General features: G+C 42.0%; 21 protein-coding genes. 8 read left to right on the top strand and 13 right to left on the bottom strand.

The window, feature by feature from the left end:
- Window positions 1-39 precede the first annotated feature (39 nt).
- Together AAFX28_RS09705 and AAFX28_RS09700 are read left to right on the top strand one after the other, a co-directional pair.
- Window positions 40-966, top strand: coding sequence for a D-2-hydroxyacid dehydrogenase (locus AAFX28_RS09705; RefSeq protein ID WP_408687309.1), 927 nt, complete (start codon window positions 40-42; stop codon window positions 964-966).
- Complete coding sequence (locus AAFX28_RS09700; protein ID WP_408687308.1) at window positions 966-1,541, top strand: uracil-DNA glycosylase family protein; 576 nt, start codon at window positions 966-968, stop codon at window positions 1,539-1,541. Before AAFX28_RS09705 ends, AAFX28_RS09700 begins: the two co-directional genes overlap by 1 nt.
- Before the next feature lie 71 nt (window positions 1,542-1,612).
- Here the strand turns inward: AAFX28_RS09700 and groL are convergent, their stop codons facing one another.
- The 5 genes from groL to AAFX28_RS09675 all read right to left on the bottom strand — a co-directional run bounded on the left by groL (window position 1,613) and on the right by AAFX28_RS09675 (window position 5,397).
- Window positions 1,613-3,259, bottom strand: coding sequence for a chaperonin GroEL (gene groL, locus AAFX28_RS09695; protein ID WP_408687307.1), 1,647 nt, complete (start codon window positions 3,257-3,259; stop codon window positions 1,613-1,615).
- Between the two features lie 72 nt (window positions 3,260-3,331).
- Window positions 3,332-3,622, bottom strand: coding sequence for a co-chaperone GroES (locus tag AAFX28_RS09690; RefSeq protein WP_004410737.1), 291 nt, complete (start codon window positions 3,620-3,622; stop codon window positions 3,332-3,334).
- A 194-nt stretch (window positions 3,623-3,816) separates the two neighbouring features.
- Window positions 3,817-4,152, bottom strand: a complete 336-nt coding sequence (locus AAFX28_RS09685; RefSeq protein WP_408687305.1) for a DUF3135 domain-containing protein — start codon at window positions 4,150-4,152, stop codon at window positions 3,817-3,819.
- 124 nt (window positions 4,153-4,276) lie between these two features.
- On the bottom strand, window positions 4,277-4,897 hold the full coding sequence (locus AAFX28_RS09680) for a helix-turn-helix transcriptional regulator (protein ID WP_408687304.1): 621 nt from the start codon (window positions 4,895-4,897) through the stop codon (window positions 4,277-4,279).
- Window positions 4,898-4,971: 74 nt separating this feature from the next.
- Window positions 4,972-5,397: a GNAT family N-acetyltransferase gene (locus AAFX28_RS09675; RefSeq protein ID WP_408687303.1), complete on the bottom strand. Its 426-nt coding sequence runs from the start codon at window positions 5,395-5,397 to the stop codon at window positions 4,972-4,974.
- Between the two features lie 58 nt (window positions 5,398-5,455).
- On the opposite strand from AAFX28_RS09675, the gene murB reads away from it, so the two are divergent.
- From murB to pssA, 3 genes are all read left to right on the top strand, one after another.
- Window positions 5,456-6,502, top strand: a complete 1,047-nt coding sequence (gene murB / locus AAFX28_RS09670) for a UDP-N-acetylmuramate dehydrogenase (protein WP_408687301.1) — start codon at window positions 5,456-5,458, stop codon at window positions 6,500-6,502.
- Complete coding sequence (birA, locus tag AAFX28_RS09665) at window positions 6,499-7,470, top strand: bifunctional biotin--[acetyl-CoA-carboxylase] ligase/biotin operon repressor BirA (protein ID WP_408687300.1); 972 nt, start codon at window positions 6,499-6,501, stop codon at window positions 7,468-7,470. The genes murB and birA overlap by 4 nt, the downstream gene beginning before the upstream one ends.
- A gap of 69 nt (window positions 7,471-7,539) precedes the next feature.
- Window positions 7,540-8,880 (top strand): CDP-diacylglycerol--serine O-phosphatidyltransferase, encoded by a 1,341-nt coding sequence (pssA, locus tag AAFX28_RS09660; RefSeq protein WP_408687299.1) that lies wholly within the window; start codon window positions 7,540-7,542, stop codon window positions 8,878-8,880.
- Window positions 8,881-8,927: 47 nt separating this feature from the next.
- On the opposite strand, the gene AAFX28_RS09655 is transcribed toward pssA, so the two are convergent.
- Window positions 8,928-10,091 (bottom strand): nucleotide sugar dehydrogenase, encoded by a 1,164-nt coding sequence (locus tag AAFX28_RS09655; RefSeq protein WP_408687298.1) that lies wholly within the window; start codon window positions 10,089-10,091, stop codon window positions 8,928-8,930.
- Window positions 10,092-10,553: 462 nt separating this feature from the next.
- Between AAFX28_RS09655 and AAFX28_RS09650 the strand changes: the two genes are divergently transcribed.
- Window positions 10,554-11,426, top strand: a complete 873-nt coding sequence (locus AAFX28_RS09650) for a sugar transferase (protein ID WP_408687296.1) — start codon at window positions 10,554-10,556, stop codon at window positions 11,424-11,426.
- Window positions 11,427-11,434: 8 nt separating this feature from the next.
- On the opposite strand, the gene AAFX28_RS09645 is transcribed toward AAFX28_RS09650, so the two are convergent.
- The 7 genes from AAFX28_RS09645 to AAFX28_RS09615 form a co-directional block, all read right to left on the bottom strand.
- Window positions 11,435-12,190 carry a glycosyltransferase family 2 protein gene (locus tag AAFX28_RS09645; RefSeq protein WP_408687294.1) on the bottom strand — a complete coding sequence of 252 codons (756 nt, stop codon included), beginning with the start codon at window positions 12,188-12,190 and terminating at the stop codon, window positions 11,435-11,437.
- A complete protein-coding gene (locus AAFX28_RS09640; RefSeq protein ID WP_408687292.1) occupies window positions 12,187-13,065 on the bottom strand; it encodes a glycosyltransferase family 2 protein in 879 nt (292 codons plus the stop codon). Before AAFX28_RS09640 ends, AAFX28_RS09645 begins: the two co-directional genes overlap by 4 nt.
- Before the next feature lie 15 nt (window positions 13,066-13,080).
- Complete coding sequence (locus tag AAFX28_RS09635) at window positions 13,081-13,872, bottom strand: glycosyltransferase family 2 protein (RefSeq protein WP_408687290.1); 792 nt, start codon at window positions 13,870-13,872, stop codon at window positions 13,081-13,083.
- Window positions 13,873-13,958: 86 nt separating this feature from the next.
- Window positions 13,959-14,729, bottom strand: coding sequence for an FkbM family methyltransferase (locus AAFX28_RS09630; protein ID WP_408687289.1), 771 nt, complete (start codon window positions 14,727-14,729; stop codon window positions 13,959-13,961).
- Window positions 14,726-16,054, bottom strand: a complete 1,329-nt coding sequence (locus AAFX28_RS09625; protein WP_408687288.1) for an oligosaccharide flippase family protein — start codon at window positions 16,052-16,054, stop codon at window positions 14,726-14,728. Before AAFX28_RS09625 ends, AAFX28_RS09630 begins: the two co-directional genes overlap by 4 nt.
- Window position 16,055: 1 nt before the next feature.
- On the bottom strand, window positions 16,056-16,601 hold the full coding sequence (locus AAFX28_RS09620; RefSeq protein ID WP_408687286.1) for a sugar transferase: 546 nt from the start codon (window positions 16,599-16,601) through the stop codon (window positions 16,056-16,058).
- A gap of 40 nt (window positions 16,602-16,641) precedes the next feature.
- A complete protein-coding gene (locus AAFX28_RS09615) occupies window positions 16,642-17,592 on the bottom strand; it encodes a UDP-glucose 4-epimerase family protein (RefSeq protein ID WP_408687284.1) in 951 nt (316 codons plus the stop codon).
- 143 nt (window positions 17,593-17,735) lie between these two features.
- Here AAFX28_RS09615 and AAFX28_RS09610 point away from each other — a divergent pair, with 143 nt between their 5' ends.
- Window positions 17,736-19,607: a polysaccharide biosynthesis protein gene (locus AAFX28_RS09610; RefSeq protein WP_408687282.1), complete on the top strand. Its 1,872-nt coding sequence runs from the start codon at window positions 17,736-17,738 to the stop codon at window positions 19,605-19,607.
- 2 nt (window positions 19,608-19,609) lie between these two features.
- Window positions 19,610-20,356, top strand: coding sequence for a glycosyltransferase family 2 protein (locus AAFX28_RS09605; protein WP_408687280.1), 747 nt, complete (start codon window positions 19,610-19,612; stop codon window positions 20,354-20,356).
- Window positions 20,357-20,395 lie beyond the last annotated feature (39 nt).

The raw sequence follows: 20,395 nt of genomic DNA, 5'->3' as shown, positions 1-20,395 counted from the left end.
AAAGTGTACTTGATAACCAGCAGGGAAAAAAGCAAGGCGATGAACAATTTCACTCATAAGTTGTATCTACTCACTGAAGATGATCCACATTACCTCTCGCAAATAGAGCAATTAGCACTACCTGATATCGAAATCACTTCCGAGCGGCATCAAGCAACGATTCTATTGGCTTCTCCACCGATGGCTGCGAAATGCCTCAATGACTTTCCTAATGTTGAATGGGTGCAGTCTATCTACGCGGGGGTTGATGCATTGATTCCGTACTTAAATGACTTTTCTGGAGACCTCACAAATGTAAAAGGTATCTTCGGCCAACAAATTGCTGAATATGTTCTGGGTTATACCATTGAGTACTATCGCCACTTTACTCACTACCACCAGCAACAATTTCAGAAAGCATGGTCACCAAAACCTTATCAATCACTGGCAGGTAAAAAAATGGTGATACTAGGGACAGGGTCGATAGGTGCCTATTTGGCAAATACGGCTAAAGCGTTTTCCATTGTACCTATTGGTATTAATCGCAGTGGTATTCCAAGTAAAGACTCGCCATTTGAATCAACCTACCATATTCAAGAATTAACCACCGCTTTAGAACAAGCAGATATTGTCGTAAACACTTTACCTAACACACCTGAAACTCTACATATCCTAAATAGCGATAGCTTATCGCACTGCTCAGATGCTTTGCTTTTCAATGTCGGTCGAGGCAACGCGCTTGAGGAGCAAGGGTTACTAGCGGCATTTGAATCTGGTTCTATTCGTCATGCATTCCTCGATGTATTTGAACAAGAGCCATTAGATAACTCTCACCCTTATTGGCGACATCCAAATATCACTATCACACCGCATATCGCTGCTCTTAGCTTCCCTGAGCAGGTAGTGGAGATCTTTACAGAAAACTATCAGCGATGGCGAGACGGTTTTAGCCTCATCAACACTGTTGATTTGGATAAAGGTTACTAATGTTAGGCACTCTTTTAAGTGAAGTGAGAGCGTGCAAGCTTTGCGAACCAGATTTACCTCTAGGCGCTAACCCTATCATTCAGGCTTCGCAGTCCTCCAAGTTATTAATCATTGGTCAAGCGCCAGGTACTCGCGTGCATGAAACCTCAGTACCTTGGAACGATCCAAGTGGTAACAGGCTTAGAGAATGGTTGCAGCTTGATAAAGAGACGTTTTATGACGCTAGCAAAGTCGCCATCATGCCAATGGGACTATGCTATCCAGGAAAAGGAAAAAGTGGTGACTTGCCACCAAGAAAAGAATGCGCGCCAAAATGGCACCAAGCTGTGTTAGAACAGTTGCCGAATGTTGGCATGACTTTACTGATTGGCCAATATGCTCAAAACTATTACCTGCATGATAAACCCAAAACGCTGACTGAAACCGTGCAGCAATGGCAACGTTGGGCACCAACTTATTTACCACTGCCCCACCCTTCACCAAGAAACACACTATGGCTGAAGAAGAACCCATGGTTTGAGGAAAGTGTCGTGCCATTTATTCGCGACTATGTGCATCAACATCTAAACACCTAGCCAGCTAGCAGATACAAAAACGGAGACCGAAGTCTCCGTTTTAATATCAGCTAAAGATAGCTAGGGGATGATTACATCATACCGCCCATGCCACCCATACCGCCCATACCACCCATATCAGGCATTGCAGGAGCAGAGTCTTGAGGCTTGTCAGTAACCATTGCTTCAGTCGTGATCATTAGACCAGCAACCGATGCCGCGAACTGAAGTGCGCTGCGAGTTACTTTAGTTGGATCTAGGATACCCATCTCTAGCATGTCGCCGTATTCACCAGTCGCCGCGTTGTAACCGTAAGAACCTTCGCCACCTTTCACGTTGTTTGCAACAACTGACTCTTCATCGCCAGCGTTCTTCGTGATTTGACGGATTGGCGCTTCCATTGCACGTAGAGCTACACGGATACCCACGTTTTGCTCTTCGTTATCGCCTTGAAGATCAGTGATCTTAGAAGCTGCGCGGATAAGTGCAACACCACCACCAGCAACTACGCCTTCTTCAACAGCTGCACGAGTCGCGTGTAGAGCATCTTCAACACGGTCTTTCTTCTCTTTCATCTCAACTTCAGTTGCAGCGCCAACTTTGATTACTGCAACACCGCCAGCCAGTTTAGCTACGCGCTCTTGGAGTTTCTCTTTGTCGTAATCAGAAGTTGCTTCTTCAATCTGCTGACGGATTTGAGTTACGCGACCAGAGATCATTACTTCTTCGCCCACACCATCGATGATAGTTGTGTTCTCTTTAGTGATAGCAACACGCTTCGCTTGACCTAGGTCTTCTAGAACCACTTTTTCAAGTTCTAGACCAACTTCTTCAGAGATCACTGTACCGCCAGTTAGGATTGCGATGTCTTGTAGCATAGCTTTACGACGGTCACCAAAACCAGGGGCTTTAACAGCTGCAACTTTCACGATGCCACGCATGTTGTTCACAACTAGTGTCGCTAGAGCTTCACCTTCTACATCTTCAGCGATGATCAGAAGAGGACGAGATGCTTTCGCTACAGCCTCTAGAGTCGGAAGAAGTTCACGGATGTTTGAAACTTTCTTGTCGATTAGAAGGATAAATGGGCTTTCTAGATCAACACTGCCTGCTTCTTGGTTGTTGATGAAGTAAGGAGATAGGTAACCGCGGTCGAACTGCATACCTTCAACTACGTCTAACTCATCTTGTAGAGCCTGACCTTCTTCAACAGTGATAACACCATCACGGCCAACTTTTTCCATCGCTTCAGCAATGATGTTACCTACGCTTGAATCAGAGTTCGCAGAGATAGTACCAACCTGTGCGATAGCTTTAGTGTCAGCACATGGAACAGAAAGCGCTTTCAGCTCTTCGACTGCTGCCACAACGGCTTTGTCGATACCGCGTTTAAGGTCCATTGGGTTCATGCCAGCAGCAACTGCTTTAAGGCCTTCATTAACAATAGCTTGAGCTAGAACTGTTGCTGTTGTGGTACCGTCACCTGCAGCATCATTAGCTTGAGACGCCACTTCTTTAACCATTTGTGCGCCCATGTTTTGGAACTTGTCTTCAAGTTCGATTTCGCGCGCTACAGATACACCATCTTTAGTGATAGTTGGTGCACCGAAAGATTTGTCTAGAACTACATTACGGCCTTTAGGGCCCAATGTTACTTTTACTGCGTCAGCCAGAACGTTTACACCTTCAAGCATTTTTACGCGTGCGTCGTTACCAAATTTAACGTCTTTAGCAGCCATCTTTTATTTCCTTTAAATTCTTTGTTTTGACTAGTATTTGAATCTGAGCAAAAAACTACTCAATGATTGCTATTACTCAACGATCGCCATAATGTCGTTTTCAGACATCACTAGCACTTCTTTACCGTCGATTTTTTCAGTCTTAGTACCGTAACCTTCAGCGAAGATAACCGTGTCGCCAACTTTTACGTCCAACGGTAGAACAGTACCGTTTTCTAGAATGCGGCCTTTACCTACAGCTAGTACCACACCGCGAGTTGATTTCTCTGCAGCAGAACCAGTTAGAACGATGCCACCCGCTGACTTAGATTCAACTTCTTGGCGCTCTACGATAACTCGGTCGTGTAATGGACGAATATTCATTGGTCGTCTCTCCTGAAAAGTTCCATGTTTGATTTGATAAACGGCTTTCAAAGCCTTGTGGTAACTATATGAGGGACGGATTGATTAAACCCAAGGGGCAAAGGAAGTTTTTTTGTGATCGGGTTCAGAGATGTAGGGAAACGAGACTCAGTCTGACGAGAGTATTGTTGAAAAATAAAAAGGACTTTAAGAGCTCAACGCCACTCATCCAACGAGATAACATCTGCTAAAGGCAGCTTGCCTGCTTCTCCAACATCACCATCGAGTACATCTTGAAACTTAGTCATCTGCGAAACAAGTTCACGCATTAACACCATATTGGCATGGTTTGGGTTTTTACAATTGCTGACAACGCGATCGATATGGCTCTGCTGCGCCCACAACCTATCTTGCATCTCTTCAGAGGCAGAAAGAATCATCTCTTCACACATGTCATGTTTAAGTTGAGAGAAGGCGTCTGGATTAGTCTGTGCCAGCTCCATCAACTCATCAAAAGAAGGTAAGGTTTGATTAATTAATGGTGTTCTCATGCGGCCCCCTGGAACATTGACTGAATTATCAGCAACTCATTCAAGGATAGGAGATCATGGAAACAACGACAGCTAGGATTGCACTTAGTCTCAGAAGTGAGACCAAGAAAAGCACCTATTAAAGTTAACTCACCACCGACACTCGGTAAACACAACGCCTTTCGCCTTGAACAATGTGTTCTGTTCGCTCAATCGAGCAGCGATCACCAAGTAGCTTTTGAAATATATTCAGCTCAGATTGGCAAAGAGAAGGGCAACGAGTCGCAGCTTTACAGATAGGGCAATGGTTTTCAATCAGGATGTATTCCGACTCTGTTTTCTCTAACTCAGCTATATAGCCTTCTTGCTCACGCAGTTCGACTAATTTTAGTAGACGTGTTTCTAGGTCAGTGCAGTCACGTAACTGGCTTAGGTAGTTTTGAAAGGTTTGCTTTTCCCTTTCATCTGCGACCTTTTGCACCCCTTCGGCACCAAATAGATTCTCAACTGCATCAATTACCTGAATCGTAAGCTCACCATGACGATCTGCAAATTCCTGATGTCCTTGAGATGTAAGCAACCAGTGTCGAGTCGGGCGGCCCACTTTCACTTTACGATCTTCAAATGTAAGCACGCCTTCAGACTCAAGAGTTTGGAGGTGTTGTCGAGCCCCCATGGTTGTCATCGCCAACTCTTGTGCTAATTGCTTTACCGTAACCGCCCCATTGGTTTTGATTAACTGTAAGATCTTATCCGTGCTTTTCATATTGCTTCCTCTGTCACCTAAACATTATGAGCGAAGCCATTTATAAAGCAAACGCTTTACCTGCCATTCGCTTACTACGACGAAAGGTACTTCATCGGCACAAGAGTTTTTGTACGGGTATAACGCTCAAACAAGCTTTTCAATGCATTGGGAAGCTCTTGATGCTCAATCGTCGTGAAGCCATGTTGAGAATAGAAGTTCTCGAGGTGCAGATAAGCAAAACAATAGTCCCCTTCGGTTAATACATGTTCTAAGCAGTAGGCCATCAGTTCATGCCCTAGCCCTTTGTCCCTAAAATCGGGCACCACAAGCATTCCCGTTAGCAAACGACATTGTTCAATCGTTCTAAAGCGCACAACAGAAACCAATTGATTTTCTAGGTAACCCACAAACGTAAGCTCATCTTTTTTCGCCTTTCCTGATGAATAAAACGACTTGTACAACCTTGATACTAAAGGCAGCTTCATCGGGTCCAATTGTTCAATCTGCATTGCGCTCATTATCACCAATCCTAATTTAGGGTAGAATGAGCGCAGTTTAGATTACTCAATAAAACCAATGCAAATTACAGCCAACGCGGACCTACGCCCTTACCATACTTTTTCTATTTCTCAGCAATGTGCTTACCTTGTTGAAGTCAGTTCTATCGATGAACTGAGACAGGCCTACTTACACGCTGACTGGTTGGAGCTACCTAAGCTTGTACTCGGCAAAGGCAGCAATATGCTGTTTACAGAAAAGTATCAAGGCGTAGTTATCGTGAATGCTTTGCTTGGCAAGGAAGTCACTGAATCGGAGACTCACTGGCATTTGCGTATATCGGGTGGTGAAGATTGGCCTTCCCTAGTTCAATGGGCGGTTGAAAGCGGTTACCCGGGGCTAGAGAACCTAGCATTGATACCTGGGTGTGCGGGTAGTGCTCCAATCCAGAATATCGGAGCCTATGGCGTTGAGTTAAAAGATGTCTGCGAGTATGTCGATATTCTTTGCCTTGATACTTTTACCACTAGACGATTAAACGCTGAAGAGTGCCGATTTGGTTACCGCGACTCTATTTTTAAACATGAGTTATACCAAAAAGCGGTTATTGTCTCAGTAGGCTTAAAGCTCGCTAAAGATTGGCAACCAAACATCGAGTATGGTCCCTTAAAATCGTTGGCTTGTGAGGGCCTTGAAGCAAAGCAGATATTTGACCGAGTCTGCCAAGTCCGTATGGAGAAACTCCCTAACCCGGCAATTACCGGTAATGCAGGAAGCTTTTTCAAGAACCCTATTATTTCGTTAGCACACTTTGAGCAACTAAAAGCACAGTTCCCAGATATTGTGGCTTATCCTGCTGAGAACGGTATGAAGATCGCTGCAGGATGGTTGATTGATCAATGCCAATTGAAAGGCATGAGCGTTGGCGGTGCAAAAGTTCACCCAATGCAAGCACTAGTATTGGTTAATCACGATCATGCAACAGCTGAGGATGTGTTGCAGCTCGCAGCAAAAGTTAGAGACACCGTCTTTGCTCGTTACCAAATAAAACTAGAACATGAAGTTCGCTTTATGGGTGCTCAGCACGAAACTTACTTACAAGATATCTTGGAGAAACAGCAATGAAAGATCACTCTTTAAAGTTGTCGATATTGAAGGCTTTATCCCAAGGTGGCTTTCACTCAGGTGAAGAGCTTGGTGAACAGCTTGGTGTTTCTCGTGCAGCCGTGAGCAAACACATTAAAGGCATTCAGGATTGGGGTGTCGATATCTTCCGCGTTCAAGGCAAGGGCTACCAACTGGCTAAACCGATGCAGTTGCTTGACCAAGAGGTATTGGGCAAAGCTCTAACAACACCTGTAGAGCTTATTCCTATTATAGATTCGACCAATCAGTACTTACTCGACCGTGTCGATAATCTGGAGTCAGGCTCAGTCTGTTTAGCGGAGTATCAAGCCAAAGGACGTGGCCGCCGTGGCCGAGAATGGGTCTCCCCTTTTGGCTCTAACCTCTACCTATCGATGTTTTGGCGTTTAGATGCAGGTATGGCAGCCGCTATGGGGTTAAGCTTAGTAGTAGGCGTCGCCATTGTTGAAGCGCTGGAAGAAATTGGTCTAGAAGGTGTAAAACTCAAATGGCCAAATGACCTTTATTATCAGGATAGAAAACTGGCTGGTATTTTGGTCGAGATGTCAGGCCAAGCTGGCGCTGCGGCAAACTTAGTAATTGGCATGGGCATGAACTTAATGATGTCTGAGAGTACTGAAGGTATCACTCAGCCATGGGCAAGCCTTTCTGAAGTCGCTGAGAGCCAAGAAATCGACCGCAACCAACTGGCTATATCTATGATTAAAACCCTGCATAACGCGTTAGTTGATTATGAGATGCAAGGAATGTCCGGCTTTGTTGAACGCTGGAACAGGCTAGATAATTTCTTAGGCCGCCCGATTAAACTTATCATGGGCCCACGTGAAGTTACTGGTATCGCAAAAGGCATCAATGAGCAGGGCGCTGTGTTACTAGAAACAGAACAGGGTATCGAGAGCTATATAGGTGGTGAAATTAGTTTACGAGCTTCTAGCAGCGAGCTGTAGGTCACTCGCAACTTTTTCGTTCTTTTGCTAATATCCCTGTCCACTTCAAGTAAAGGTTACCCATCCAACATGATGACTCCTAGGAATTTATTCGAACAACTTCCTACTTTGGCGCAAGATCCAGCGCAGTTTGAAACCCTCTACGCCGCTAGAGATTTTCGAACTCGTTTAATTGAAGCGATTCGTCAAGCAAGCAAACGAATCTATCTTGTTGCCCTTTACTTAGAAGATGATGAAGCCGGTCGAGAGATCCTAACTGAGCTTTATCATGCAAAACAACGTAACCCAGGACTCGATATCAATGTTTGTGTCGACTGGCACCGTGCTCAACGTGGTTTGATTGGTGCAGAGCCTGGCGAAACCAATGCGACAATGTACAAATCCTTTGCTGATAACTACGAACATAAGGTTCCTGTTTATGGCATCCCTGTTCGTGGTCGTGAAGTATTTGGCGTACTGCACCTCAAAGGCTTTATTGTTGATGATCAAGTTATCTATAGCGGCGCAAGCTTAAATAATATCTACCTAAACTATAAAGACCGTTACCGCTTTGACCGCTACCATATGCTAAACAACAAAGCGCTGGCAGACAGTATGGTTGAGTTCATTCAATCTGAAATGATAGCTCATCCTGCGGTAAACGACTTAGCATGTCCGAGTAAACCTGAAACGAAAGAGATCAAAGCGCAAATTCGTCAGCTACGCGCATCGTTAGCCAAGTCGAATTACAAATTTGAATCTCAAGAAGTTTCTGCCGATGAAGTAGCGGTAACCCCGATTGTTGGCGTCGGTAAGAAACGCAACAAACTAAATCAAGGAATCAATCAATTACTTGCTCAAGCTAAAGATGAGATTTTCATTTGTACGCCTTACTTTAACTTCCCACGGAGTGTGGCAAAAGAAGTAAAGAAAGCGATCAAACGTGGCGTAAAAGTAACGATTGTTGTCGGTGATAAAACGGCAAACGACTTCTATATCTCTCCAGAAGAAGATTTCAGAACGATTGGCGGTCTGCCTTACCTATATGAACGCAACTTGCGCCAATTTGCTAAAGCGAATGAAGCTAATATTGCTAGCCGCAAACTATCTATTCACCTTTGGAAGCATGAAGAAAATAGCTTCCACTTAAAGGGGATTTGGGTCGACAAGCGCTATATGCTGATTACAGGTAACAACCTCAATCCACGCGCTTGGAAGTTGGACTTAGAAAACGCTATCTTCATTCAAGATAACTATCATCATCTAACTCCTCAGTTCGAGAAAGAGGTGGAAAACATTCTTCAGCATACAGATCTAATCTGTACTTACCGACAATTAGAGAAATTTGAAGACTATCCCGATGCAGTGCAAAAGCTGATGCGCAAGATAACGCGAGTGAAAGCGGATCGGGTTTTGAAGCAGATTTTGTAATAAAAAAGCGAGGAGTATTCCCTCGCTTTTTTATTGAATCGCGATAACTAACCGTTACCGAATAAATCTCGGCTATAAACTTTGTCACTCACATCGCTCAGCTTTTCACATATACGATTAGCTACGATAACGTTCGACTCTTGCTTAAATTGCTCAAGTTCATCAATAAGCATCACTTCTGGCCAGAATGACTCTGTCAACAATGGTTCATACAATCGTATCGATACCCCTTTGGCAATAAGGCGCTCAATAACCCCAATCATCGAAGAAGAGCGAAAATTGTCTGAGTCCGTTTTCATTATCAGCCGATAAACTCCTACAACCTTAGGTTGACTACTAAGTATCGAGTCAACAATAAAGTCTTTCCGTGTCGCGTTCGATTTTACAATCGCTTGAATCAAATCATTGGGTACGTCACGGTAACTCGATAACAGCTGCTTGGTATCTTTAGGCAAACAGTAACCACCATAACCAAATGAAGGGTTGTTATAATGATTACCAATCCGCAGGTCTTCACCTACACCGTTAATAATTCTTCGGCTATCTAAACCCGTTTGTTCAGCAAAGGTATCCAATTCATTAAAAAATGCTACTCTCATAGCTAAATACGTATTTGAAAAAAGCTTTACTGCTTCAGCCTCAGAAGAAGACATTAGTTGAATTCTAGGATTCTCTTGAGCACACGCACTTGCAAACAGTTGCGCGACAAATTCTCCATCAGGACCTTGATCACCTACAATAATCCTAGATGGGAATAAACTGTCATGTAGCGAGGAGCCCTCACGCAAAAATTCTGGAGAAAAGAGGATATTCTGGCAATTAAATTCGTTGTTTAGTCGCTCTGTGTAGCCAACAGGTACCGTTGATTTAATAACGATTGTGGCACTTTGATTAACACTCTTAACTTGTCGAACAACCTGCTCAATAGACGATGTATCAAATTGAAACGTTTCATGGTTATAGTCGGTAGGCGTCGCTACAATCACTACCTCCGCATCAGATAGTGCAGAATATGGATTAGTAGTAAAGCTAAGGGTCGCATCGTCCAAATATTGTTGAACAAGGGGGTCATGAAACGGGCTTTGTTTTGCTTTTAGCTGTTCCACTCTTACTGTCGAAATATCATAGACAGTAACCCAATTAGACTTATCTAAGAGTAGGGCAATAGAGAGGCCAACATACCCCGACCCGACTACAGCAATTTTTTTCACTCTTTTCCCTTTATTAATATCTTATGCGCCAAATTACTTATGAGAGTAACATAGCAACAGGTTGGAGGAGTGTGATAACGTATGAACACTGACTAAAAGCCTGCAAATCAAATGAAGCTCGATAAACAAATAAAACTGCATACTATTGGACTAACGTGCATTCTGTTCATTATAGCTCTATGGACCGCAACCTTTTACCCAGCACTCCCGAACTCGATTTTATACAGTGTTTGTGCCGTCACACTCTGCTTTTTTTCTACATGGTGGTTTAGCCCACAACCAAGGCCAAGAATATTAAAAACACAGCGCTATCAAATACTCCCTACTGTTCTCAGCAGCTACTGTATTGCATTAGTCACCATCGCAATGCTGCGTGTCGATTACTCTAGAACAGCACTCACTCTAGGGTTAATCCTATCTTTTATATGGTTTTCAGCTTTTCACTTTGTATGCTGTCAGCGAATGAAAGCAAAGCTGTTTTATCTCAGTAATGTTAGGGCTGAGCAATTTGGCCAATACCACAACTTAGAATTGACACAGATAAACGATCGAACACAAATTAAAGACATTATACATGGTGTGCTGGTTAACCTGCACAGACCCCTTACGGGGGAGGAAGAGCGTTTTTTAGCAGATTGCAGCCTAAGTAATATACCAGTCTATCACTCACATCTATTAAAAGAGCGACTCGATAAACAAGTATCTACAACCCATTTGACACAAAACACGATTGAAGTTTTATCGCCTAATATTCGCTACCTAAAATTCCGCTCGATAGTCGAAAAACTGCTCATCATCAGCTTAGCTCCTATTATTTTACCTGTATTACTCATTACCGCTCTGCTCGTAAAACTCAACCTTCCATCAGAATCTATTTTGTTCCGCCAAGAAAGAGTAGGAAGAAACGCTACGCGATTTAATATCTACAAGTTTCGAACCATGGAAAGCAAAGAAGATAGTAAGGCTAACTTCGCCACCTCAGAGCACAACAGAATAAGTCGCCTAGGGCGTTGGCTGCGTCAATCAAGGTTAGATGAATTACCACAACTGCTCAACGTGTTAAAAGATGAGATGTCTATTATCGGACCAAGGCCAGAACAATCATTTTTTGTAGAGCAATACCAACGAGAAATACCTTTTTACAACTATCGCCACATTGTAAAACCCGGAATTACTGGCTGGGCACAGATAGAGCAAGGCTATACCGATTCTCTTCAAAGTACTAAGCACAAACTCTCTTACGATCTGTATTACATCAAGCACCTATCCCTAGAGTTGGATATATATATCGCGATAAAAACGCTAAAAATCATCTTACAACGTAAAGGGGCGTAGCATTCCACCTACCAATAGTGACGTGATACTCCATTCCAAGCATAAAACGCAAAGTAATAGGCCGATTGAAAGATATTCAATTGTTCGCACTCCCTATAGACTGCCCACTGATAGGGTAAAACTTTGCATTTATTCGATGAGAGAGAGTTGTCACCTACTCTATAATAAGCGAGTGACTCAGGCATCCCACCAGACTTAGCGCCTAACTTCATGAGTTTTAGCCAAAACGCCAAGTCTTGCCTCTTGCGCAGTTCAGGCATAAAAACTTTACCTAATCTCTCAGTATCATAAATAGCGGTCAAACAACCTATTTCGTTACATTTCAATAGACTTTCATAAGTAACAGTAGAGGGAGCACTGCGTTGACTCGTCACCGCGCCATGTTGATCGATCACTTTATAGGCGGAATAACATAAATCAAGATTATGTTCCTGCATAAATGTAACCTGTCGACTCAGTTTAGTTGGCGCCCACACATCATCGGCATCGAGAAAAGCGATATATCGTCCTGACGCATGTTTAATGCCTTCATTTCTGGCAATCGCGGCACCGGAGTTACTCTCTAATGTGATAAATAATGTTTTAGGAAAGCCAGTAATTAACGATTTAAGCGCATCAGACTCAACCAAAGATGAGCAGTCATCGATAATTATATGCTCATAGTTAAGGTACGTTTGCTGAGCAACCGACTCCAACGTCTGCTTTAAATTTCTTAGATTGTTATAGTGGGGAGTTACAATGGATACTAGACTGTTCACTATCATTTGGACATCAAGCTTCGTTTGGTTAAGTAATATAACTCATTCAAAGAGAAAAAAATCTTTTGTCTCATTTTCAGGCAACATAGCAAACGTTCCCACCCTTTCTCAAAAGAGAACATAAATGCCCTATAAATATGGGGAATCAGCGCGAGCTTATACTGCCCACCTTGCTGTTCAATAAAATGATTGAATCTCAATGCGGTTTCAAAGCGAGTATCAAGGGCTTCTTCTGACGTTTTTTTGGTTAAGCTATCCATTCTATCTACTACACAGTAAAAGCTTCTGCGATCCACACAGATCTTTCTAGCAAAATGACTAGCATATAAGGAGAACATCACGTCATTAGACACATGGATTTCATCAAACTTTAACTGCTTCTTTTGTAAATAACCTCTTCTATAAAGCTTGCTCCAAGGGACATGAAATCGATATCGGATCCGCATGGGATCGTCCCCGTGGCTAACAACCAAATATTGATAGGGAAGATGCCTATACGCTGGTTCGGCATGCTCGTTGGTACTCATAGGAGCAAAAAAAACAATATCTATATCTTTATCGAGATAGTTAGAAAGTACTTCATACCACCCAGGTAGCAGATAGTCATCATCATCGGCAAAAAGAACATAACGGCCTTTAGCTCCACTAAGCCCTTTATTGCGAGCTGCGCCAGCCCACCTTTGGCTGACGCTTAGCTCCATGTAGCGTAAATCTATTGTAGGATACTCTAGCAGCAGCTCTTCAATTGATTCACTATTGTCGTTGACAACTATAACTTCAACACCTGTATTATCGCTTACGTTTATGCTATCCAGCAATCGACGTATACCATTCTCATTATTGTGATATGGAATAACAATTGTCAGTAACGTCGGTATCATGAGCTCTCACTAGGCTCACAGGTGAAAACCAAAATACTGAAACATATTATGCAAGTATTTGTCATTCAGGCCCCCTAACACATTCACCGTTTTGAGTTCTAGATTATTTTTGTGAGTTAGAAAAGTAAACCGTTCTCGATAAGAGTATGCACTCTCAAGCTTGCGAACTTCTATACTATGTAACTTAGCGATATAGTTAACCCAAACATCATCCGCATTTGGGCACAAAGTCATGGCTAGCTCTTTATTAACAAACCACAGCCTAGACTCGTCCGCAGGGAAAAAAGTACCACCTCCAGTCGTAACAAAAGTATTCTCTCCACAATGCTCTGATACCTCCTTTCGCCAATGGTGATAACAAGTCGGAATACCCTCTGAATTTCGCGTTATTGCGTGCGCTCGACATGCAATAATTGATTTTGGATAAGCCTGATGCTGCTTTAGTAGATCAGCGAGCATCGCTTCTGGGTATATAATATCGTCATCAATGGTAACGATATGCTTCTCAGGAAAGGCTTCAACAGCTGGAAATAGCTTCTTGTAAGAACCAAAGTTCGGAACGAAGCGAACCTGTAGCCCACGTATCATCTGCCTTTTGATCGTCTCAGGTAAGGTACTAGCATCAAATTCATCCTGATCTAGCCATAGAATGACAGATTCAGCTTTCACTGACTGATAAGCGATTGACTCAATTGCTACATAGGCGCTATTTATACGACTAGAGTAGGTTGTAAGGCTAACAATGATTTGGCTGTGTGAGTTAGGATCACAGATAGGTATATCTGAGTGCCAACAACTTTCTTTCATTTTGCCCAATAACCGCTTTCGCTTTACAGCCTCTTTAGTTTTACTAATCATTTTAAGCCAATTAATCTTTATACGCTCAACGATCATTACAACCCTAGCCTATTACGTAGCTTATGAAATACATTTATGGCTTTCCTTTCCAACGCGTATCCTTTCATTTTAATGTTTTCAACACTAGAACGGCAGCTAAAATGGTACATCGGTGTAGCACCCCAGCAGCTAATTGGATAATACCCTAAACTTCCTAAGTGTTTGGCTAACTTAAAATAGTCGTATCTCGAAGCTGCTTCTATAAACAACTCCGGTCTTTCTGATATTAGTGTATTAACAGCCCCCTTTAACACTTTCAACTCCATACCTTCAACATCAATTTTAATTATCGCTAACTTAAATTCTGGATGGCTCAACTTCCAGTCTGTAAATAGTGTATCAAAGCTAGTAATAGGAACCGTTCCCTGCTCTAACTCATTCAATCTTGCTGAGCCTATATTTTCATCCAATGGTATGGTTAGTTCACCAAAGCCCTCGCTCTCTCCAAGTGCGACAGGAAAAAGAGTGTGTGAAATGGCATTAATTTCTAAATTACATTTGAGTAGCGGCAGCACATCGGGATTAGGCTCAACGGCAACTACATGCTCACTAATAAATGAGCCTAAGAATACGCTATGATTTCCTATATTTGCGCCGACATCAACGCAAACTATACTTTCAGGAGCTCTATTTTTCATTACCTTGATTATGTATTCTAGTAACTCCACCTCATAGAAACTTTTTGTATTCACAATCGTTCTATAAATATGGTCATCCTTTGAATACCCCATTAAAGTGATGATTCTTCCCTTATAGTTAAACTTCACACCCGCCTTCCTAAAGCCAAGAAATTAGGTTTGATACAAGCAACAAGCCCTGTCTTTCGGAACAAAACAATAGCCATCCCTCCGCTCCAAGTTATTGTGCTAAAAGTAACTGCCCATGCAGCTCCCACTCCATACCAACGGGGTATAAAAGCTACCAACGTAACAAACAAAACCAAAACTGTAATAGCTAATACCAGTACTGACTGCTTTTCATGCCCTGTCATATGTAAAGCAGGCCCCACATTACCCATACAAATTCTCACGACTTGACCAACTAGTAGTATTAATAGCATGGCGTAAGCTTTTGTATAAACATCTCCAAAAAGGAAAGCCAATAAGTCAGAACCAAAAAAATAAAATACAATCACAACAGGTAAAGAGCAAAGGAAGGCATGATTTGCACTATGAGTCAGTACTTTTTGAGTGTCAGCGTAATTATTATCTGAATATAACTGAGCAATTTTCGGGGAATATACCGAAGCTGATGTTGAAAAGATTAAAGTAATGACTGTTATAGCTTGGATAGCAACTTTATAAAAGCCTAGCTCTTCTGGAGGGGCTAAAAACCCAAGTAGAACTCCCCCTAATTCTGTATTGAGTGTTGATAAAATCATAATAGTAGCAAACGGACCCAGCTGTTTCGTCCATCCAAGAGGCTCTAATTTTGGTTGAACATTTTTTACTTTATTCTGAAGGCACTGTCTCAACACTAGCGCAGATGAAGTAGCGGCAAAAAGTGCGGCAATACCGCTACCCATAAGCATTGAATTGGCATTCAAGTTAGGTACGCAATAAGAGTAGATAAGAGTAAAAAAGATACAAATAGATGGGTAAATGATGAAGGGGCCTAAAGTAGCTTGAAAAGGATGATTTAGACCTATTAATACCCCACCATATACATTTGATATGGCTTTACTGATAGTAACAATACATATTATTACGAAAGGCATTAAAAGCTCATCAACGTGTTCAATATACAAAGCCAAAACGACAGATGCACATATCAACAACAGTAGAAATAACGCCACAACCCATAAGGTGCCCCAAACAACCACCCCTTTTAAGCGTGCAGGTTGAAGAGGTTTAGAAAAAATGGCGGATTGCTTCGTAGCGAATGTAGGTAACCCCAAAGAAATGAATAAAATACCCATGGACGCTAGTGCTAAATAAAAACTGTATTGACCGAACTGTTCTGGCCCCAAACTCCGAGCAATCAATACCCCCATTCCAACTGATAGAGCTTTCCCTATTAGCTGGCCACTAGCCGCAACAAAATAATGAGCATCAAAAAAGACATAACGGAATAATTGGAGTAAGTGTTTCACTTTAAACCCTATCCCCAGCCCCTTTACCTAACACCGTTTGAACAATATAGATGAAGTAGTGCTTTGTCGTCATTGACTGGATCATACGTTGATCCCATTCCGCTAATGTTTTTGGGGTCGACATATCGATTTCATTAACCTGTGCTAAACCTGTTATTCCAGGACGCACATTAAAGACTCCTCGGCTCTCTCGCTCTGAAATTAGCTCCTCTTGGTTGAACAAACATGGACGGGGCCCTACTAAGCTCATTTCTCCTTTAAGCACATTCCACAATTGAGGGAGCTCATCTAGCTTTGTTTTGCGGAGAAACGCACCAAGTTTAGTTACGGAGCTAGCACCAACAAGGTGTGTAGCTACAGATTTAGTTTCTATTGGCATTGTGCGGAATTTCACGAGAGTAAACGGCTGTTGGTCCCTACCTACACGGACTTGTCTAAAAACAGGAGCTCCTGTATCGAAGTAACCCAATACACAAATGACGATAAATACCGGCCAAAGAAACAGAAGGCCGAATAAAGCAAATAAAAAATCTAATGTACGGATCAAAACTATCTCCGATGGGACTCTAAAGGTACTAATGAAAAAACTATTTAGTTTGTAGGTAAGCATCAACTGTTTTTTGGATGCCTTCTTCAAATGAAACGGGGGGAACCCACTCCAGCAAAGTTTTTGTCTTGGTTATATCAGCCTGAAGGCTACCACATAATCTTTGCGATAGCTGAGGCTTACCAATAAGCTTGGCAGAAAATGTTATCAATGACATAGGAATAGGCAATAATCGAGCGCTTTTCCCCATTGCAGAAGCAACTGTGTTTAGTAATTGAGTTGTAGATATATCGTTATCATCCGAGACTAAGAATACCTCACCAGCTGCTTTAGGGTGGCGACAACACGTAAGAAGAAGATCAACCAAATTATCAAGATATACAACACTTCGACTGTTATGAATCGCTCCTAACGGAAGCGGAACCCCTTTATCCATCCAACGCATCATAGACAAAAAGTTAGCTTTTACTTCTGGTCCGTAAACCAAAGGAGGACGAATAATTACTACCTCAAGACCTGTCTCTTTGGCTAATTGGCGAAGTTGAACCTCGGCTTCATACTTGCTTAATCCATAGGGGTTAGCTGGTACGTATGTCGAATCAGGGAGAAATGGTTGTTTGGGATTGGAAAACTCACCATTGACTTTAATTGAACTGACGAAAACAAAACGTTTAACACCCGCTTGAGCTGCTTGTCTAGCAAGATTTAACGTCCCTTCTGTATTGGTTTCTCTATAAGCCTTTATCGCTTCTGCTTTAGACTCTTTCATTTGATGAACACGGGCTGCGCAGTGGACAACACAGTCAATACCTACGAATGCGCTGTGCCAATCAGTAGCACCATCAATACTATCTACAACAAAAGTGCTTGGACAAAGACTCTCTTGAGTTCTGGCCCTAGAAACAGAGCATACTTCCCATCCGTTCAGGGCACATTGTTTAGTAAGTTGACGCCCAACAAACCCCGAACTACCTGTGACTAATAGTTTCAATACGTACTCTCTTCGCACTTAACACATTTGCATTCATATTTGATGAAAATGATACCGTTTTCTTCTAGCTATTAACATTAAAGCTTTCTAAAATACGGGCGACAATAACATAAGATAATCACTCACTGGCTATAGTTACATATATGTTCACTCCGATCCGGCTTCTTCTAAACGCAAATAGAAAAAACAAACGATTAATCAGTATTGGTTATGACATCATCGCAGTCCTGTTTTCGTTGTACCTTGCCATAGCACTTAGACTCGGAGCTGCTAGTTTTCATGTAGGCTTAGATGAGGTCTTTAGTCTGCTAGTAACGCTATTCGTTACAATTTACAGCTTTATTAAGCTCGGGATGTATAGAGCCGTGCTTAGATATATGATGCTGCCTGCTGTCGGACACATATTTTTAGGTGTATTCTTATCAGCACTTACACTTGCTCTGAGTGGTTTCTTTTTTCACTCATTCATACCTAGAAGCGTGCCGTTTATCTATGCCGGGCTGGCAATCTTAACCCTAGGTGGACCTCGTATCCTTGTACGAAGCATCTATTATCATTACTACAAACGCCAAAAACCAAACGTATTAATTTACGGGGCAGGTGCGACCGGAAGGGATCTCGCTTACGCTCTAATACAAGGAGATGAGTATCACCCTGTCGCCCTACTTGATGATGATCCAACAAAAGCAGGGCAAGTCCTGTTTGGGATTCGTGTATATCACCCGAATGAGTTCGAGCATCTTCAATCTCTTTATCAGCCAGTCAAATTGTTACTAGCAATCAACAATATCAATAAAGGGAAGCGATTAAGGCTGGTGGAAAAGCTATCTAACTGGCCAATTGAAGTACAATCTGTACCTTCAGTGGAAGATATTGCCGCAGGACGAGCGAGCGCAACAGAAGTAAAAGATTTAGATATTGCTGATCTTTTAGGCAGAGCGCCAGTTGAGCCAGACCAAGAATTACTATCAAAAAACATAGTTGGAAAAAGTGTAATGGTCACAGGTGCGGGAGGCTCAATAGGCTCAGAGCTTTGCCGCCAAATTTTAACTCAAAACCCTAAAACGTTGGTTTTGTTTGAGCTAAATGAGTATAACCTTTATCAAATCAACCAGGAACTGAATGCCAGCAAAGCGGCCCTGAAAGTTGAGACAAATATAATTGCAGCTTTAGGCTCAGTCCAACGTCAGAATAGACTAGAAAAGCTCTTGTCAGCACATGGTGTTGATACTCTTTACCATGCAGCAGCATATAAACATGTGCCTTTAGTCGAAGACAACGTTGTCGAAGGGATCCGAAATAATGTCTTTGGCACGTTAGCTTGTGCAAAAGCTGCTATTAATGCGCGTGTTAAGAACTTTACGCTTATCTCTACCGATAAGGCTGTTCGCCCAACAAATGTCATGGGGGCGAGTAAAAGGCTTGCGGAGCTAGTACTACAAGCTTTAGCAGAAGAGCATTCAAAAACTACATTTACGATGGTCCGCTTTGGTAATGTCCTCGGTTCATCAGGTTCTGTAGTTCCACTATTTAAAAAGCAGATTCGTTCGGGGGGCCCTGTAACGGTCACTCACCCAGATATCATTCGATACTTCATGCTTATCCCAGAAGCTGCTCAATTAGTCATTCAAGCAGGGGCCTTAGGTCATAATGGACAAGTTTTTGTCTTAGACATGGGCGAGCCAGTTAAAATTTTGGACTTAGCTCAGCGAATGATTCACTTAATGGGAATGTCAGAAGCGAAAGAAGCTAAGTCAGATGATGGAGATATCGAGATTAAGTTTACTGGACTGAGGCCTGGCGAAAAACTCTATGAAGAACTTCTAATTGGAGAAAATGTTGAAGGGACTGGACATCAAAAAATTATGACAGCACAAGAAGAGAGTCTAAGTTGGTTAGAGATGGATAAATTACTTCATAAACTCGACAAGTGTTGCCATGACTTTGATACAAGTCAGATAAAAACCATTTTGTTAACAGCGCCTACAGGCTACACTCCAACAGAACAGGAATAGTAATGAGTCTATATATATCAGTTGTGAATCATAACCACGATGAAATGATCTGCAAAAACCCAACATTAAAAAATTTAGCAAAAATACACCATGTTGTGATCAAATCAAACACCGTAGCCTCCGTTGAATTAAACAGTTATTGTGCTGAAGCAGGTATACACTTGATACAAGGCGTGGAAAAAAAAGGATTTGGGGCGAACAATAACGAAGTGTTTGAGCTTTGTACAGACCAATTAAATATGACTGATAGCGACTACTTTTTAGTGCTCAACCCTGATGTAGAAGTTACATGTGAAACTATCGATCAACTGTATGAAGCAGTTATAAACTCTCGAACAAAAGTAGCAACTATCAACTTGTTCCGTAATCGAGAAATGACACTCTACGATAACTCTATTAGACGGTTTCCTTCAGTTCTAAATCCAATAAAGACCCTACTGAAAATAAAAAGGAATGATCACTACAATAAGAAAACAATAACCCAACCAACTACTGTTGATTGGGCAGCTGGCTCTTTCTTACTATTTTCTACTCAAGTGTATAAAAAATTAAAAGGGTTTGATGAAAGATATTTCATGTACTTTGAAGATGTTGACATTTGTAAGAGAGCTCTCAACTTACTAGATTATAAAGTTACTTATTACCCTGAATATAAAGCAACGCATTTTGCGCAACATGCAAATAGAAGTATTTTTTCTAAAACCTTTCTTCACTACCTAAAGAGCTATATTAGATACTTCAAAACTTAATAAAAAAGGAAAATGCACTAATCGTTATTTCTACCAACC

The organism is Vibrio sp. TBV020, from assembly GCF_046056895.1.
GTDB lineage: Bacteria > Pseudomonadota > Gammaproteobacteria > Enterobacterales > Vibrionaceae > Vibrio.
Note: the sequence above shows the minus strand (reverse complement) of the source record. Positions and strands in the feature narration are given on the sequence as shown.

Bases quoted from the DNA above. Each gene is read 5' to 3' on its own strand.
- AAFX28_RS09700 (WP_408687308.1), top strand. From the start codon at position 966: ATGTTAGGCACTCTTTTAAGTGAAGTGAGAGCGTGCAAGCTTTGCGAA.
- AAFX28_RS09650 (WP_408687296.1), top strand. From the start codon at position 10,554: ATGAAAGCAAAGCTGTTTTATCTCAGTAATGTTAGGGCTGAGCAATTT.
- AAFX28_RS09635 (WP_408687290.1), bottom strand. From the start codon at position 13,872: ATGAAAGAAAGTTGTTGGCACTCAGATATACCTATCTGTGATCCTAAC.
- groL (WP_408687307.1), bottom strand. From the start codon at position 3,259: ATGGCTGCTAAAGACGTTAAATTTGGTAACGACGCACGCGTAAAAATG.
- AAFX28_RS09690 (WP_004410737.1), bottom strand. From the start codon at position 3,622: ATGAATATTCGTCCATTACACGACCGAGTTATCGTAGAGCGCCAAGAA.
- AAFX28_RS09610 (WP_408687282.1), top strand. From the start codon at position 17,736: ATGTTCACTCCGATCCGGCTTCTTCTAAACGCAAATAGAAAAAACAAA.
- birA (WP_408687300.1), top strand. From the start codon at position 6,499: ATGAAAGATCACTCTTTAAAGTTGTCGATATTGAAGGCTTTATCCCAA.
- AAFX28_RS09705 (WP_408687309.1), top strand. From the start codon at position 40: ATGAACAATTTCACTCATAAGTTGTATCTACTCACTGAAGATGATCCA.
- AAFX28_RS09680 (WP_408687304.1), bottom strand. From the start codon at position 4,897: ATGAAAAGCACGGATAAGATCTTACAGTTAATCAAAACCAATGGGGCG.
- AAFX28_RS09685 (WP_408687305.1), bottom strand. From the start codon at position 4,152: ATGAGAACACCATTAATTAATCAAACCTTACCTTCTTTTGATGAGTTG.
- murB (WP_408687301.1), top strand. From the start codon at position 5,456: ATGCAAATTACAGCCAACGCGGACCTACGCCCTTACCATACTTTTTCT.
- AAFX28_RS09675 (WP_408687303.1), bottom strand. From the start codon at position 5,397: ATGAGCGCAATGCAGATTGAACAATTGGACCCGATGAAGCTGCCTTTA.
- pssA (WP_408687299.1), top strand. From the start codon at position 7,540: ATGATGACTCCTAGGAATTTATTCGAACAACTTCCTACTTTGGCGCAA.
- AAFX28_RS09605 (WP_408687280.1), top strand. From the start codon at position 19,610: ATGAGTCTATATATATCAGTTGTGAATCATAACCACGATGAAATGATC.
- AAFX28_RS09645 (WP_408687294.1), bottom strand. From the start codon at position 12,190: ATGATAGTGAACAGTCTAGTATCCATTGTAACTCCCCACTATAACAAT.
- AAFX28_RS09640 (WP_408687292.1), bottom strand. From the start codon at position 13,065: ATGATACCGACGTTACTGACAATTGTTATTCCATATCACAATAATGAG.